This is a genomic window from Planococcus citreus (genome assembly GCF_003664125.1).
GTDB lineage: Bacteria > Bacillota > Bacilli > Bacillales_A > Planococcaceae > Planococcus > Planococcus citreus.
The window spans coordinates 49,457-65,941 of the sequence record NZ_RCCP01000007.1; the positions used below are offsets into that span (position 1 = coordinate 49,457).

16 protein-coding genes are annotated in these 16,485 nt (G+C 49.8%); 2 read left to right on the forward strand and 14 right to left on the reverse strand.

Going from position 1 to position 16,485, the window contains the following annotated elements:
- Positions 1 to 53: 53 nt before the first annotated feature.
- Positions 54 to 1,520: a DHA2 family efflux MFS transporter permease subunit gene (locus tag DFR62_RS15800; RefSeq protein ID WP_121301240.1), complete on the reverse strand. Its 1,467-nt coding sequence runs from the start codon at positions 1,518 to 1,520 to the stop codon at positions 54 to 56.
- A gap of 182 nt (positions 1,521 to 1,702) precedes the next feature.
- On the opposite strand from DFR62_RS15800, the gene DFR62_RS15805 reads away from it, so the two are divergent.
- Positions 1,703 to 2,542, forward strand: coding sequence for a TetR/AcrR family transcriptional regulator (locus DFR62_RS15805; protein WP_121301241.1), 840 nt, complete (start codon positions 1,703 to 1,705; stop codon positions 2,540 to 2,542).
- A gap of 43 nt (positions 2,543 to 2,585) precedes the next feature.
- Here DFR62_RS15805 and DFR62_RS15810 read toward each other — a convergent pair whose 3' ends face one another.
- The 9 genes from DFR62_RS15810 to DFR62_RS15845 form a co-directional block, all read right to left on the reverse strand.
- Positions 2,586 to 4,034 (reverse strand): amidase family protein, encoded by a 1,449-nt coding sequence (locus tag DFR62_RS15810; protein ID WP_121301242.1) that lies wholly within the window; start codon positions 4,032 to 4,034, stop codon positions 2,586 to 2,588.
- Positions 4,035 to 4,103: 69 nt separating this feature from the next.
- Complete coding sequence (gene fbpA / locus DFR62_RS15815; RefSeq protein ID WP_083509116.1) at positions 4,104 to 4,262, reverse strand: Fur-regulated basic protein FbpA; 159 nt, start codon at positions 4,260 to 4,262, stop codon at positions 4,104 to 4,106.
- A gap of 126 nt (positions 4,263 to 4,388) precedes the next feature.
- Positions 4,389 to 4,814, reverse strand: a complete 426-nt coding sequence (locus DFR62_RS15820) for a DUF1801 domain-containing protein (protein ID WP_121301243.1) — start codon at positions 4,812 to 4,814, stop codon at positions 4,389 to 4,391.
- A gap of 96 nt (positions 4,815 to 4,910) precedes the next feature.
- On the reverse strand, positions 4,911 to 5,381 hold the full coding sequence (locus DFR62_RS15825; protein WP_121301244.1) for a GNAT family N-acetyltransferase: 471 nt from the start codon (positions 5,379 to 5,381) through the stop codon (positions 4,911 to 4,913).
- Positions 5,382 to 5,429: 48 nt separating this feature from the next.
- Positions 5,430 to 5,906 (reverse strand): flavodoxin family protein, encoded by a 477-nt coding sequence (locus DFR62_RS15830; protein ID WP_121301245.1) that lies wholly within the window; start codon positions 5,904 to 5,906, stop codon positions 5,430 to 5,432.
- Positions 5,907 to 6,117: 211 nt separating this feature from the next.
- The gene (rlmD, locus tag DFR62_RS15835) at positions 6,118 to 7,479 is read right to left on the reverse strand and encodes a 23S rRNA (uracil(1939)-C(5))-methyltransferase RlmD (RefSeq protein ID WP_121301246.1); all 1,362 of its coding nucleotides are present in this window, start codon (positions 7,477 to 7,479) and stop codon (positions 6,118 to 6,120) included.
- An 88-nt stretch (positions 7,480 to 7,567) separates the two neighbouring features.
- Positions 7,568 to 7,678, reverse strand: a complete 111-nt coding sequence (cydS, locus tag DFR62_RS17655) for a cytochrome bd oxidase small subunit CydS family protein (protein WP_374703198.1) — start codon at positions 7,676 to 7,678, stop codon at positions 7,568 to 7,570.
- Positions 7,679 to 7,692: 14 nt separating this feature from the next.
- Entirely contained in the window at positions 7,693 to 8,721 is a 1,029-nt protein-coding gene (locus DFR62_RS15840) for a cytochrome d ubiquinol oxidase subunit II (RefSeq protein ID WP_058381388.1), read from the reverse strand.
- Positions 8,721 to 10,064, reverse strand: coding sequence for a cytochrome ubiquinol oxidase subunit I (locus DFR62_RS15845; RefSeq protein ID WP_121301247.1), 1,344 nt, complete (start codon positions 10,062 to 10,064; stop codon positions 8,721 to 8,723). The genes DFR62_RS15840 and DFR62_RS15845 overlap by 1 nt, the downstream gene beginning before the upstream one ends.
- Before the next feature lie 199 nt (positions 10,065 to 10,263).
- Here DFR62_RS15845 and DFR62_RS15850 point away from each other — a divergent pair, with 199 nt between their 5' ends.
- Entirely contained in the window at positions 10,264 to 10,698 is a 435-nt protein-coding gene (locus DFR62_RS15850; protein WP_121301248.1) for an NUDIX hydrolase, read from the forward strand.
- Between the two features lie 54 nt (positions 10,699 to 10,752).
- Here DFR62_RS15850 and DFR62_RS15855 read toward each other — a convergent pair whose 3' ends face one another.
- The 4 genes from DFR62_RS15855 to gatA all read right to left on the reverse strand — a co-directional run bounded on the left by DFR62_RS15855 (position 10,753) and on the right by gatA (position 16,473).
- Positions 10,753 to 11,667 carry a diacylglycerol kinase gene (locus tag DFR62_RS15855; protein WP_121301249.1) on the reverse strand — a complete coding sequence of 305 codons (915 nt, stop codon included), beginning with the start codon at positions 11,665 to 11,667 and terminating at the stop codon, positions 10,753 to 10,755.
- 101 nt (positions 11,668 to 11,768) lie between these two features.
- A complete protein-coding gene (locus DFR62_RS15860; RefSeq protein ID WP_121301250.1) occupies positions 11,769 to 12,329 on the reverse strand; it encodes a thioredoxin family protein in 561 nt (186 codons plus the stop codon).
- A 1,247-nt stretch (positions 12,330 to 13,576) separates the two neighbouring features.
- Entirely contained in the window at positions 13,577 to 15,007 is a 1,431-nt protein-coding gene (gene gatB, locus DFR62_RS15865) for an Asp-tRNA(Asn)/Glu-tRNA(Gln) amidotransferase subunit GatB (RefSeq protein ID WP_121301251.1), read from the reverse strand.
- On the reverse strand, positions 15,004 to 16,473 hold the full coding sequence (gatA, locus tag DFR62_RS15870; RefSeq protein WP_121301252.1) for an Asp-tRNA(Asn)/Glu-tRNA(Gln) amidotransferase subunit GatA: 1,470 nt from the start codon (positions 16,471 to 16,473) through the stop codon (positions 15,004 to 15,006). Before gatA ends, gatB begins: the two co-directional genes overlap by 4 nt.
- Positions 16,474 to 16,485 lie beyond the last annotated feature (12 nt).

Consider the following 16,485-nt stretch of genomic DNA (forward strand, 5'->3'; position numbering starts at 1 on the left):
CCTTTTTCGGCAAATGAAAAGGCGGTTCCTTTTTTAGAAGGAGCCGCCTCTTTTCAATCTGCATAGCGTTGTTTATAGACGCGTTCTTTTTGTCTTTCTGTCGCTTTCTGGTCGGGCTTTTTAATGAATAACGCCAACAGAAACGCAGCGAGTGCGATGTAAGTCGACACCGTAAAGGAGAAGTTAATGCCTTCGAGCATGGCAGGAATAGTCGCTTCCTGCGCGCTTGTCCCCGAAGCGACCAGTTCTTGTGCCGTCGATTCGGTGCGCGTATTCATCAAAGTGACAAGAAACGCTGAACCGATTGCGCCGGAAACTTGTTGCAAAGTATTGTTGATGGCCGTTCCGTGCGGATAGGATTTCATCGGCAATTGGTTGAGCCCGTTCGTCATGACCGGCATCATGACCATCGAAATGCCGAACATGCGCAATGTATAGATGGCCATAATTTCATAGTAACCCGTATCCAGTGTTAAATTACTGAACAAATAGGTGGTGATGACCACAAGAGCCAGACCAGGCAATGCCAGCACTTTAGCTCCATATCGGTCAAAAATGCGGCCCGTGATCGGAGACATAACCCCCATGACGAGCGCCCCCGGCAGCATCATCAAACCGGATTGAATCGGGGAGATGCCTTTAATAGTCTGGATGTAGATCGGCATGAGGATCATGGCCGAGAACATTGCCATCGACAAAGTGACTGAAATGACCGAAGACAATGCAAACATCGGATGCTTATAGACGCGCAGTTCCAATAGCGGCTCTTTTAACTTCATTTGTCGGAACGCAAAGGCTGTTAAGGACAACAGGCCGACCGCTATCGTTAAATAAACAGCCGGATTTTCCCAGCCGAGCGAGCCGGCCGAACTGAATCCATAAAGCAACCCGCCGAACCCAAGGCTCGATAGCACGAGAGACAACGGATCAAGCGACAGCTCACGGTTTTGGAAGGTCAGGTTTTTCAATTTAAAAATCCCGAGAAGTAACGGAATCAAAGCGACCGGCAATACGATAAAGAACAGGATTCTCCACGAGTAGGTTTGGACGATGAAGCCCGAAAGCGTCGGGCCGATTGCCGGCGCTACGACCATGACCATCCCGAAGACGCCCATTGCCTGCCCTCTTTTTTCGACGGGAAACGCGGCGAGCATGACATTCATCAATAAAGGCATCATGAGTGCTGCGCCTGACGCCTGGACCATACGGCCAATCAATAGGACAGCAAATGTCGGCGCAACTCCCGCAAGCAATGTCCCGAGTGAGAACAAGGACATTGCGACAATAAAGATGGCCCGGTTGGAATAACGCTGGATCAAATAAGCGCTCGCCGGAATCAGGATACCGTTGACGAGCATATAACCTGTGACGAGCCATTGGGCCGTTGCAGCGTCTACAGATAAGTCGACCATGATTTCCGGGAGTGCAATATTCAAAAGGGTTTGATTGAAAATCGCTACAAATGCCCCGGTGAACAAAATGGCGATGATTGCATAAGGTGGTTTCGTTGTTTCTTTCATCTTTCTTTCCTCCGTCTCGCCGATTTAATTCGGCTGATTATACTCTATTGACACATTTTATACTCGTGGTATATTTTTTACAAGAAAGACGTCCTGAGAACAGTCTATAAGTTCGAAACATTGATTTCATCAGCTTTTGACGGTATGCTTTTTCTATACTATCAGTCCAAAAAGGGGATATTATGAATCCTAAAAAACAGCAAATCGTCCATGCCGCCCATCGCTTATTCATCCAGAAGGGCTATAACGCTTCATCTATTCAGGACATTCTGGACGAAGCCGGCATCTCCAAGGGAACTTTTTATAATTACTTCACGTCGAAATCGGAATGCCTGATCGCTTTGATGGAATCGATCAGTGAAGACATCCGCGCACAACGCATCGCCGCCGCTTTCGGGGAATCGCCGGCCGACACCGACCTGTTCGCCAGGCAATTGGCGATTCGCATCCGCATGAATCATGAGAAGAACCTATTCTCCCTGTACGAAAGCATCTTCTATTCACAAGATGAGGAATTGAAAGCTTTCGGGAAAAGCCAGTACATTGCGGAACTCAAGTGGCTGAGCAGCCGCATTGTGGATATATTCGGTGAAGAGGCGCGTCCTTATGCACTGGAAAATGCCGCGATGGCCAACGGGGCGCTCCAGCAATTGATGCATGTTTGGCGGCTCGGCACTGGCCAGCATCTGCCGCTTGATGAACTGACCGTCTACATCGTCCATCGCATGAAACAAGCAGTACAGGCCCAATTAAAAGACGGCAAGCGATTTTTATCCGAGCACCTGCTAGAGCAAAACGGTCAGTCGCCAACTTTAGCCGACAGTTCAAAGCAATTGCAGGCACTTGCCGCTGCTGAAAAAAATCCGGACTTGCAGCAAATGATCGCATTTCTTGCCGATGAACTTATAGTTCCAAATCCGCGTAAAGCGATCGTCAATAGTGTGCTGACTTCTTTAGGTCAAAGCACGGACGATACCGAACTGCAGATTTTCTTGGAACATGTATGGCGCCAGATCAAATGAAAAATCCCCTTTCTCGGATGAAAATCCAAGGAAGGGGATTTTTTTATGAGGGGCGCCTCCGCCCCGCTGCCGCTTGCTCAAACGCATAAGCATATTCAATCAGCTTCGGTTCATCAAATGCCTGTCCGGCAAACGTGATGCCGAACGGTTCGCCTGATTCCGTCAAGCCGGCTGGCACGGTGATTGAAGGGAACCCGGCAGCAGCACCGATATTGCAGCCAAAATCCTGCGGCAGAACAAGTGCATCTGCCCCGACTTGCCCGAGCCGCTTATTCATGCCCTGTTCGGCCGCCAGGAAGCGGTTGCGTTCAAGCGCCTCAACGTATTCCCTCTCCGTCAAGTTTCCGCTCATGCCATTGGCCTGCTCCAATAGATTCTGGCCGAATTTCAACATCTGTTCCGCATGCTCTTCATTATATGAAATGATGTCACTCATTGAACGGATTCGGTGGTCGGGATTCGAGCGCGCCAAATAGGCGTTTAAGTCTGATTTAAATTCGTGGAGCAGCACTGCAAAACCAAGATCTTCCTGATCGGCGCCAAGATCGATTTCTTTGATGGTGGCTCCGCATGCCCGCAGCTGCTCCATGGCCTGCTCGAATGTGGCAGATTGCTGTTCCGTAATATCCGTGAACAATTGGCGGTCCACACCGAATACAACTCCAGATAACCCCTCTTGTTTCAAATGCTGCTGCCAATCATAGCCCTTGAACTGCTCGGCAAACAGCGTGATTTCGTCATCCGGGTCTACGCCGACCAAAGCCGCGAACACCGTAACCGCATCTTCCACTGTGCGCGCAAGCGGCCCGGCAGTGTCTTGCGTATGCGATAAAGGAATGATCCCTGCGCGGCTGATGAGGCCGATCGTCGGCTTAATGCCGACGAGGCTGTTCTGCGCTGCCGGGTTGATGATCGAACCGGAAGTTTCCGTCCCGACCGCAGCCGTAGCCAGATTCGAAGCCACTCCGGCCGCCGATCCTGAACTCGACCCGCCGACATCGAATGCGCCGAATGGGTTTTTCACTTGGCCGCCCCGCGAACTATAGCCGTTGGTCATTTTATCGCTCATAAAATTCGCCCACTCGGTCATATTCGTTTTTCCGAGAATGATCGCACCCGCCGCACGCAGTTTTTCCACCACTTTCGCATCGCGCAGCGCGTAATGGTCGGCCATGGCGAGTGAACCGGCACTTGTATGCATTTTATCGCCGGTGTCCATATTGTCTTTGACGAGCAGAGGGATGCCGTGCAGTTTCGAGCGCGGCCCTTTATGCTTGCGTTCGAAATCCAGCGCTTGGGCAATAAGCAAGGCGTCCGGGTTGATCTCAAGCACGGCTCGTGTGTTCTTGTCACGCAGTGAAATGTTTTCCTTATACATTAGCACAAGTTCTTCTGACGTCAGCTTGCCCGTTTCCATTTCTTTTTGCAACTGGGCAATCGTCATTTCGTCGAGCTTGTTTTTGCGGTAGTCTTCCAGTTTTTGATGATGCATGACTGTTCCTCCCACATGATGCAAAATTAACCCTTTTACAGGGCCATGGATATCTAAAAAAGCCTGAGCTCATGAGCTTAGGCTTTTATCGGTATATTCCTTTAACAGTTCATATAAGGACAGTTCGTAAAGCTGCCTGCCGTTGATCTTGAAGACATTCTTCGAAACGAGCTCATCAATGACCATTGACCGTTTGTCTTCGAATTTTGACTCGGGTATGTGTTCCATCGTGCTTCTTCTCTCCTTGCAGATAGTATCACTATTTCTATACCCGAAACGATCACAGCCTAAAACCTGCCAAAAGAAAAACTGCCGATAATTTTTTGGTCCGCCCTCGTTTCGACAAATTTCAACTCACCCTTTGTCAGGATAGCGCTCTTGCAAATACACTGCTGCATTTTGGATCAATTCTTTTAGCACTTCTGAATCGATATCGCTGAGTTTATTGATGTAGATGCAGGATTTGCCCGAAGTGCATTTCCCCAGGCGCTCAAGCGCATCCGGCTCTTTTTCTGCACAGCCTGTCAGGTATAAGCTGATTTTCGCTTTACGCGGGGAAAATCCAGCGAGTGGTGCATCGCCTTCGTGACCGGTCGCATAACGATAATGATAGGAACCGAAACCGATGATACTGTCGCCCCACATTTTCGCCGGATGGCCGGTCGCTTGTTCAAAAATTTCCAGCAGCCGGTAGGCATCTTCTTTCTTTGACGGCTTTTCGACCGACTCGATGAATTCAATGACGCTGCCTTCGTGTTCTTTCGTTTTTTGTTCGTACATCCATACTCCTCCTCCAGAAAACTCCTGGTCTCTACTTCCACATATAATATCCATTGTCCTGCCTCAACACCTAACGCCCGACACGGAACGTGGTGGTCATTTCCGTTCGACCAAGGTGAAATCAAAATGAAACACATCTTCCCGTGTTCCAAGCGAACTGTATAGTTTCACAGCAGCCGTGTCCACGGGATCCGCCTGCACGAAAACGACCCATGCGCCCAACTCTTGCGCTTCTGCCTGGACAAAACGGATCAGCCCGGTCGCGACTTTTCTCCTGCGGTATTTGCTGGCCACTGCCAAATCATAGATGTATACTTCCTTCCGCTGCTGCTCGAATTTATCCAGTACGTATGCGACAAGCCCGCCTGCAAGTTCGCCGCCGGACAATGCCACACAAACGAGGACATGCTCTTTTGCCAATAAAGACAGTAGATAGCCATCGGGCGGCGGGTTTTCGAGATACGTTTCTTGTTCCTCAAAGGCATCCGCAAACAAAGCATTCAATTCCCTGAACCGCTCCAGCGACTGCGCGTCATCCGCCAGCCGTTTAAAGTGGATGTCTGACATGATTTCCGACTCCCTTTCTTGCTACCTGGCCTGCTCTCTTGCCATTGCCTACGCTTTGTATTGGCTGCTGAAGCGTTCCGCCAATTCCTCGATTTGCTGTTCCCTTTTCTTATGGGACCAATTGATGATGGCGGTCGATTTGACCACTGCCCCCTTTGTTTCAAGCGATGTCGTCATTTTGGACATGGCCCTATTGCCGCCCATCCATTTATAGCGGAATTGCTGCGTCAAAAAACAAGATACCGGCGCTTGGCCGAGATTCAGAAGTTGTTCCGCATACTTCATAAATCCAGGACATAGCGTAAAGCCCTGCACCCATGCGCCAAAAATCAAGGCGTCATATCCTTTGGTTTCCGGCAATGAATCCAATTGTATAGCTGTTGGATTTTTCGCTTCTTCGTTCTCTAGATTTTGCATCCTCATTAAACGAACTTCATGGCCATCACTTTGTAATTTTTCACGAATCCGTTCCCCGACAAGCAAGGTATGCCCGGTCTGGGAATGCACGATAATGCCGATTTTCATACCGTTCCCTCCTTCGTTGAAACATCCGCAATTCCATAGCCGCACTCCATCAATGATGATTGATTACTTCCCTGCTGCGCAGAATATTCCTTCCTGCTAAAGTACAAATTTTCATTTTGACCCCCTATTGCATAAAAAAACCCCCAATGCTGTTCAAAGAACAGTCATCAGGGGTGGATTTTTACATTTAATCCCATTAACTAATAAAGAATTATCTTCTCGTCAGCCACGCGACACATTCAACGTGCGTCGTCTGCGGGAACATATCGACCGGCTGGACTTCCTGCGTCCGGTAGCCGCCGTCTTCCAAAATGCGCAAATCGCGTGCCAGCGTCGCCGGGTTGCAGGAAACGTAAACGATGCGCTCTGGTTGTTGTTCGAGCATCGTCTGAAGGAGCGCCTCGTCACAGCCTTTTCGCGGCGGGTCGACGACAAGCACATCGGCTTCTTTGCCATCTTTATACCAGCGCGGAATGACTTCTTCGGCGGGGCCTGCTTCAAATAAGGTATTCGTGAAGCCGTTCAAATCGGCATTGCGTTTGGCATCTTCAATCGCCTGCGGGACGATCTCGACACCCATGACGAATTTCGCGCGCTGTGCAAGGAATAGTGAAATCGTGCCGATGCCGCAATACGCATCGATCACCGTTTCCGTTCCTGTCAGCCCCGCGTAATCTAGCGCCTGCCCGTATAGCACCTCCGTCTGTTCCGGGTTGACCTGATAGAACGAACGCGCAGAGATCTCGAAGCGCACATCGCCGATCCGGTCTTCGATGATGTCTTTGCCCCATAGATTGATCGTTTCATTCCCGAAAATGACATTGGTCTTTTCTGGGTTAACGTTCTGCATGATCGATGTCACGTCCGGCAAGGCCGCACGGATCGCTTCCACGGCACGTTCTGCTTGAGGGAATTTCTGCTTCTTCGTCACCAACACGACCATCAATTCGCCCGTCACACGCCCTTTGCGTAGGACCACGTGGCGCAGCATGCCACGGGGTGTCTTTTCTTCATACGGTTCGATGCCCATATCTACCAAATTGCGCTTGAGCGACGCCATCAAAATATCCGCTTCTGGTGTCTGGATCAAGCAAATATCGGTATCCGCAATACGGTGCGAGCGCGGCTGGTAGAAACCAGCGACCACTCGGCCGTCCTCAAGGCCAAACGGGATTTGCGATTTGTTGCGGTAGCGCCACGGATTGTCCATGCCTTTGACCGGATGGACCGGCACGTCCGGCAATTTGCCGAGTCGCGCCATCGCATCGCGCACGACTTTCTCTTTGTATTTCAATTGCCCTTCGTAGGACAGGTGCTGCAATTGGCAGCCGCCGCAAATCTCAAACACCGGGCACGGCGCATCGATGCGGTCTGCGGATTTCTCTTCGATAGAGATGAGTTTCGCAAAGCCGTAAGATTTCAATGTTTTCAATACATGCACCGTGACGGTCTCCCCGGGCAATGCATCTTTGATGAACAGCGGATAGCCATCCACTTTGGCAACGCCGGCACCATCATGCGTCAAATCTTCGACGTAGACGGACAAGCGGTCATTTTTCGTTACTGGTTTCATTACGTTCACTCCATTTCACATTGACTTATTGTAACATATCCGCTTTTTAAGCAGTAAAAAACTGTGGCGGGAAATTCCCGCCACAGTTTTATTTCTTGTCTTTCGTTACCGGGCCATCTTTCAGTGATATCCAGAACCCGACGGCAATCGCCAGGATGATCACCAGAAACGGCGCATAGAAAATGAAGAAATCATTCATCTTTCACAGCCTCCTTAGGCATGATAATCCGATTTCCCTTTGACGTAGTCTTTGTCGAATAGGAACAGGCGGAATAAGAGATAAAGCGATGGCAGCAATAGCCCGAGCCCTGCGATAAAGGCGATGATCAAGGCGATCGCCATCGATTCATTCGTGAAGCTATCGTAAATTGTCAGGTGCGGATACAACAGATACGGGTAATGAGACGCCCCGTAGGCAAAAAACGCGGTAAAGAATTGTCCGACGAGCAAGATGAACGCCAAGCCGTAATTGCGTTTCTTCCAGATCAAGAACACGGTACCCAGGAACAACAGGAACGACAGCGCGAACATCCACCACAAATCGAGCAAGCTCGCATAATGTTCCGGATTGTGCCCGCGAAGCTCGAAAATGATGCCGGTCGCCGTGACAATCGTCGGACCTGCCCAAACCAATGCGTATTTGCGGACGAGCTGCGTCGCTTTTTCGTCTCCAGCTTTCCAGGCATACCAAGTCAAGAACACGGCAGAAATATACAATACTGCGGCAATGCTCAAGACGACGATGCTCCACATCAAGGGGCTTGTAAACAGCGCCCAGTAATCAAGCGACGGCTGCCCGCCCTCCAGGCGCATAAAGCCGCCTTCTGAAATAGCCAGCACCGGCGACAGTGCCGCCGGAAGCATTAGGCCGGATAAGCCGTACATATAGATATAACCGCGGTGGTTGATCTTCGCACCGTATGTGGCGAACGCGTAATAGGAACCACGCACTGCCAGCAAGATAAGCGCAATGCTTGCCGGCACAAGAAGCGTCGTGCCGTAATAGAACGCCGTCTGCGGGAAGAACCCGATGATGCCGACGAAGAAGAAAACGAAAAAGACGTTCGTCACTTCCCATACCGGCGACAGATAACGCTGGATGATGCCTGTCAAAATATGCTGCTTGTCGGAAAAAGCACTGTAGGCGTTAAAGAATCCAGCGCCGAAATCAATCGACGCCACGATGACGTAGAGGAACAAAAACAGCCAAAGAACGGAAATCCCGATAATTTCGAGTGTCATTATTCTTCACCGCCTTTTACGGATTCACGCTGTGCCAATTCCTTCTCGACCGGGTTGCGTTTGTACATGCGTGACAAGACGACAACTGTCCCGATTCCGAGAATGACATAGAGGCCGGCGAACATCACGATCATCAAATCGACTTGCCCGCTTGTCGTTGCCCCTTCACTAGTCTTCATATAGCCGCGAAGGATCCACGGCTGCCTGCCGACTTCCGTGAACCACCAGCCGGCCTGAATCGCGAGCATTGCGAGCGGCCCGCTCAGTACGGTCAGCCAGCGGAACCATTTTCTCGTGACAATGGACCAGCCGCGCCACGCGCCGATGACGTACACAAAGGAGAAGAACGCGAGCCACATGCCGAGCGTGACCATCGTATCGAAGAGGTAATGGATCCACAGCGGCGGAATTTCATCTTCCGGGAAATCATTCAAGCCGATAACTTCACCGCTTGGTACACCGTGCGCCAAAATGCTGAGCGCATATGGGATGCGGATTGCGTATTTCGGCTCTTCGCCTTCCAACACACCGAACAACACAAGTTCAGCTTCCGATCCCGTTTCAAAATGCCATTCGGCAGCTGCCAGCTTCTCTGGCTGGTATTCGGCCAAGTATTTCCCTGAAAAGTCGCCGATGATAGCGGTCGCAACCGAAAAGATCAGCGCGAGCTTCATCGTCAGGAACAATGCTTTCTTGTGGTAAATATGATTCGATCCGCGCAGCAAACGGAAAGCAGCGATTGATGCCAACACGAAGGCGCTCGTCATGAACGCTGTCGACAGGACGTGTGCGACTTTCGTCGGCACGGCCGGGCTGAACATCGCAAGCAACGGGCTCACATTGACCAGCTCGCCGTTCAACACATCAAACCCTTGTGGCGCATTCATGAACGAATTGACGATGGTGATAAATACAGAAGAGGCAGCCGCTCCGAGTGCGACCGGAACCAGCAATAGGAAATGTTTGCGCTGGTCTTCAAAACGGTCCCAGGTATATAGATAAATTCCGAGGAAAATCGCTTCAAAGAAAAAGGCGAAGACTTCCATGAACAGCGGAAGCGCAATGACGTTCCCTGCCATCTGCATAAAGTTTGGCCACAACAAGGATAATTGAAGCCCGATTGCGGTACCGGTCACGACGCCGACCGCTACCGTGATGACGAACCCTCTCGCCCAGCGACGTGCCAGGAGGATATAATGCTCGTCATTTTTTCTGATCCCAACCCATTGGGCAATCATGATCATGAGTGGGACCCCCACACCGATCGTCGCGTAGATGATGTGGAATGATAGGGTCATCAAGGTCAGTATCCGGCTTTGTAAAGCCACATCTTCAAATCCCAAAATTCTCGTCCCCTTTACATAGGCCAAAGCACAGCCCGTTATATGTTTTATTGTACCTCAAAGGTCCTCCCATAAACTTCTGCGAGGCATCCGATTCCGCCCGATGTTTGAATAAGCTGTGACAAAATGAAAACATCCCCATTGAAATTTTGCTGAATTTTTAGTATTCTATAATGAACAAAAGAAAAGGATGATTCATATGGAAACAAGCAGAAAGGTATTTGCCTATATTACCAGAGGTGAAGAACACAACCGAGAATTGCTCGTATTTGAATACAAAGGCGAACCCGAAGTCGGCTTGCAAGTGCCAGGCGGAACGATTGGGGAAGACGAATTATTGATCGATGCCCTATACCGCGAAGTGAAAGAAGAAACCGGCTTGCCGCGTGATGTGCTGGAATTCGTCGGGAAAATCCACAAATACAATTACTACCCGGCGCATAAAGACAAAGCGTACGAGCGCAACATCTTCCATTTTGAATACACTGGCGAGAAAATCGACGAATTCGAACACACAATCAAAAGCGAAGGGCGCGACAACGGCCTTATCGTACAGTATCGCTGGGAACCGATTGAAGGCTTGCCGAAGCTTGCGGCGGACCAAGACGAAGCGATCGAATTACTGGAATACTGATCTATCAAAAAAAGCGATCCATTCACCCCATATAGGGATGAGCGGATCGCTTTTTTATTTGCGGTCTTTTTCTTTGATATACTCCAGCGGCACGAACATTTCAATATGGCGCTCCAAGTTTTCGAATGTGGCCGGCAAAATGCCGCCGAACTCGCCGTCGAGGTTCAGCAATACACGTTCATTGGACGTTACGGAAATCTTGCTCGCTTTCACATACAACACATGCGGGTCGGATAAATGCTCCCCGCGAAGCGCAAGGGATGCCACACGGATAAATTCCGCCATGTTCAATTCCTTCAAGATAAGCAAGGTGAATTTCCCGTCGTTGATGCTGGCATCCGGCGCCAGTTTTTCAAAGCCACCGACGGAATTGGTCAAGCCGATCAAAAACATCATCGCTTTGTCGTCGAACACTTGACCATCGTATTCAATACGGACACGGGATGAGCGAATTGAAGGAATCATCTCGATACCTTTCAAATAATACGCCAATTGGCCGAGCACCGTTTTGAGCTTGCTCGGAACTTCATACGTCAATTCGGTCAAGCGCCCGCCTCCTGCAATATTGACGAAATAGCGGTCATCGTTCATAACCCCAATATCGACAGGGATCGACTCGCCTTTGATGATGATATCGACAGCGCGGTTAATATCGCGTGGGATGCGCACAGCCCGTGCAAAATCATTGGTCGTGCCCATTGGAATCAAGCCCACTTTCGGACGTTCCGGGTATTTGGCGATTCCGGAAACGACTTCATTGAGCGTCCCATCCCCACCAACTGCCACCACCAAATCAAATTTGCGCTCGACTGCATATTCCGCCGCTTTCACTGCGTCCCCTTCACAGGTAGTCGCGTGGCAGGACGTTTCGTATCCTGCGATTTCCATCTTTTCCAATACTTCCGGGAGGTGGCGGCGGAACAATTCCCTGCCGGATGTCGGGTTATAAATTATGCGTGCTCGTTTCATCGGATTCAGCCTTTCTGGACCATTCTATAGAAACAGGACATGACAGGGCTGCAGAAAGTTCCCGCGGACGGGACATTCTGCAGCCGGCTGTCTGTATAGTGTTAAGCCAAGCTTTTCTGTAAGCTCTTGCGAATGTCTTCATACGTATCTTGCCAGAGCTCCGGGTCGGACGTGAAACGGTCGGATATCTCCCCGATTACCGTTTTCCAATGCAACTCGTATTGATGATCTTCTTTTTCCGGCAGTTTCGCTTTCTTTTCATCGACCATCTGCTGGACTTTCGGTGACCGCGGCCCCCATGAACCTTTTACTTCCCCGCTTTCGGACAAGAAAATATATTTCGGGATAGACTTTCCGCCATCCGTCAAATAACGGTCCATGAGTTCGGGATTGTCATCGCGGTAGACGCAGCGGACTTCAAGATCCGCCGATTCTGCCAATTTCCGAAGAATCGGGTTGACCATCATCGCATCACCACACCAATCTTCGGTAATCGCCAAGATGTTCAATTGCTGCTGTTTCAACATATCGATAAATTCCGGATCGTCCGGCAACTCGAATTTCTCATAGATCGTGTAGGTTTTTTCCTGATTGGATTCCATCTGCGCCATATATTTCTCCAATGAGATGGCATGCTCAAAATATTCCAGTTCCGTCATCATTCTATCACGTCTCCTTACAAAACAGTTTACCTGTTCTTTTCCCTTTGCGGCAAACTTTTAAGCAAAAAGCAGTGAATTGTTCCAATTAACCCTACATTTCGCAGTCGGTTGCTGTTTTATAATGCAGAATGTGGAGCAGCGAGTTAGACGTGAGAGCGAGATGGATAATTCATAATACATTTTATCACGAAATAGCCGCCTCCCGCTTTGGGCATGCCTCTTGCAATGAGCCAAGAAGAGCACTTGTCTCATTGCTTCGGCTCGCCCGTGAGCGCGGTTCGGCTTTTGGATTTCATTGGATGTTACGTGCGAAGAGGCGTCACTGTTGATTGTCTTCATCCGCTGGTATCGACGCTTAGCTGGACTTGTTAGTGAGATGAATGGTCCGTTGATTATTTCATCGTGAAGTAGTCGCCTCCCGCTTGGGGCTGGCCTCTTGCAATAAGCCAAGAAGAACGCTTGTCTCATTGCTTCGGCTCACCCGTGAGCGCGGTTCGGCTTTTCGATTTCACTATATTTCACATGCGAGGAAGCGTCGCTGTTAGTTGACTTCATCCGCTGGTATCGTCGCTTGGCTGGACTTGTTAGTGAGATGAATGGTCCGTTGATTATTTCATCGTGAAGTAGTCGCCACCCGCTTGGGGCTGGCCTCTTGCAATAAGCCAAGAAGAGCACTTGTCTTATTGCTTCGGCTCTCCCGTGTGCGCGGTTCAGCTTTTAGATTTCATTGGATGTTGCATGCGAGGACGCGTCTTTTTTTATTATATTCGTCCGCTGGTGAAGACGCCTAGCTAGACTCAATATTAATATTAAGGATGATTCATCTTTTCCGCGCATTTATCGAACAAATCAAAACTGTTCACATAATTTCAATGCAGAAAACATTTGAATTTCCATTCTATACCTAGAGATGGAGTGGAAAGGGGCGAATGGATGGCGAGGAGGAGCCGAGTCCATTCATTTGCGACGCATCTGCTTAGCAGATGTGGGAGCAACGCTTTTCATCTGATGTTCGAACGCAGTGACATTAGCCACCTTGGCTCAACACCCGCCCCTTATCCGGGCAGCTGAAAACGCGACGTCCTGTCGCATCAGCTGCATGACCTGCATCCTGCAGGCCTCAAGCGTGCCCCTTGGAGCGGAATCTCAAGGAAATAACATTTCGACTACCAGATTTAACTTTTGGATCGCATTCACTAAAATAAACCACAAAAAAAGGATGGCTGAGTGAGCCATCCTTTTTCTAATTAACGTTTCGCGATTTCCTCGAGGAGGATTTTGTTCAAGAGCGGCGGGTTGGCCTGCCCTTTTGTCGCTTTCATAATTTGGCCGACGAGGAAGCCGATTGCGCGGTCTTTCCCGTTCTTGTAATCTTCGATCGACTGAGGGTTAGCATCCAAAGTATTGGTGACGTACTCAAGCAATACGTTTTCGTCCGAGATCTGCACCAAGCCTTGCGCTTTGACAATCTTGTTTGGATCGCCACCTTTTTCAATCAATTCCTTGAAGACTTTTTTGGCAATCTTAGAAGAAATCGTGCCTTCGCTGATCAACTTGATCATGCCGGCAAGTCCTTCCGGCGTCAGTTCTGTACCCTCAAGCTCTTTATTCTGAGCATTAAGGTAAGCGGACACTTCGCCCATGAGCCAGTTTGATGCCAGTTTCGCATCAGCGCCGGCTTTAACGGTCGCTTCGAAGAAATCGGAAATTGGTTTCTGCAAAGTCAACACCATCGCGTCATATGACGACAAGCCAAGTTCTGATACGTAGCGGGCTTTGCGGGCATCCGGAAGTTCCGGAATTTCTGCGCGCACGCGCTCGAGCCATGCGTCGTCGATGACGATATCAACCAGGTCCGGTTCCGGGAAGTAACGGTAATCATCCGAACCTTCTTTGATGCGCATGAGCAAGGTTTTGCCAGTCGATTCATCGTAGCGGCGTGTTTCCTGCTCGATGATGCCGCCTGCAAGCAATACTTGCTCTTGGCGGATCTGTTCGTGCTCCAAGCCTTTTTTAACGAAGTTGAACGAGTTCAAGTTCTTCAGCTCAGTTTTTGTGCCGAATTCATCACGGCCGTATGGGCGCAAGGAGATATTTGCATCGCAGCGAAGCGAGCCTTCTTCCATGCGTACATCGGAAACGCCTGTGTATTGGATGATCGATTTGATTTTCTCCAAATACGCATACGCTTCTTCCGGCGTGCGGATATCCGGCTCCGAGACGATTTCGATCAATGGCGTGCCTTGGCGGTTAAAGTCGACAAGGGAATGGCCGTTGCCGGTATGCGTCAGTTTCCCTGCATCTTCTTCCATATGGAGACGCGTGATGCCGATGCGTTTTTTCTCGCCGTTCACTTCGATTTCCAGCCAGCCATGTTCGCCGATCGGCTGGTCAAACTGGGAAATCTGGTAGGCTTTCGGGTTATCCGGGTAGAAATAGTTTTTGCGGTCGAATTTGGTGTGACGCGTAATCTCACAGTTTAACGCAAGTGCCGCTTTCATCGCCCAATCGACTGCCGTTTTATTGACGACCGGCAATACCCCAGGGTAGCCAAGGTCGATTACGTTTGTATTGGTATTCGGTTCAGCACCGAAATGAGCTGGGGAAGGCGAGAACATTTTGGATTCCGTCTTCAGTTCGACGTGGACTTCAAGCCCGATGATCGTTTCGAAATTCATTGTGCTGCTCCCTCCCATGTTTGCGGTGTTTCTTTATGGAACTCGGTCGCCTGCTCAAAAGCATCCGCGACGCGGTAGACGGTTTCTTCATCGAAATAATTGCCGATGATTTGCAATCCGAGCGGCAAGCCGTTGTCAAATCCGCACGGGACTGAAATGGCCGGAACGCCTGCTAAGTTGACAGGGATTGTCAAGATATCGTTCGCATACATTGTCAATGGGTCATCGATGATTTCGCCGATCTTGAATGCCGGTGTCGGCGTTGTCGGCCCGACGATGACATCGAAGTTTTCAAACGCTTTATCGAAATCCTGCTTGATCAAGGTACGCACTTTTTGCGCTTTTTTATAGTAAGCGTCGTAATAGCCCGAGCTGAGTGCGTAAGTTCCGAGCATGATGCGGCGCTTCACTTCGTCGCCGAAGCCTTCAGAGCGTGTGTTCATGTAGAACTCAAGCAAGCTTCCGGCTTTTTCCGTGCGGTAGCCGTAACGGATGCCGTCGAAACGGGACAAGTTCGATGATGCTTCAGATGAAGCCAAGATGTAATACGTAGAAAGCGCGTATTTGGAATGCGGCAAGGAAATCTCTTCCCATGTTGCACCTTTTTCTTCCAATACTTTCAGTGCATCTTTCACGGCTTGCTTCGATGCTTCGCTGACGCCTTCTGCGAAATATTCTTTCGGCACGCCGATGCGAAGGCCTTCGATATCGCCAGTGAGTGCCGCTGTGAAGTCAGGCACTTCAACATTTGCGGACGTCGAATCTTTTTCATCGTGCCCGGAAATCGCATTCAAAAGAAGCGCATTGTCTTTAACGGTACGCGTGATCGGGCCGATTTGGTCGAATGATGATGCATAGGCAATTAATCCGAAACGTGAAACGCGCCCGTATGTCGGCTTCATGCCGACAACGCCGCAAAAAGCAGCCGGCTGGCGGATCGATCCGCCGGTATCGGAACCGAGTGTGAACGGAACTTCACCCGCTGCTACAGCCGCAGCTGAACCACCCGACGAACCGCCTGGAACAGTTTCTAAGTTCCACGGGTTTTTCGTGTTTTTATAGTAAGAGTTTTCATTGGAAGAACCCATGGCGAATTCATCCATATTCAATTTACCGACGATGACCATGCCAGCTTCGCGCAATTTATCCACAACCGTTGCGTTATAGATTGGGTTGAAGCCTTTCAGGATCAAGCTCGATGCTGTCGTCTCGAGTCCTTCCGTGACGATATTATCCTTCACGCCGATCGGCAAGCCGTAAAGCGGGCCGCGTTCCGTTGCATCCGTTTGATCCATTTCAGCTGCTTGCTTTGTCGCCTGTTCTTCATTCAAAGCCAAAAAGGCGTCGACTTTCGGGTCCAATTCCTTGATGCGCTTGAATGTTGCTTCCGTCAACTCCGCAATCGTCAATTCTTTGCTATGTAGTAATTCCTGCAATTCGTTTGCAGTTTTATCAGCTAACTTCATCTTTTTCCCTCC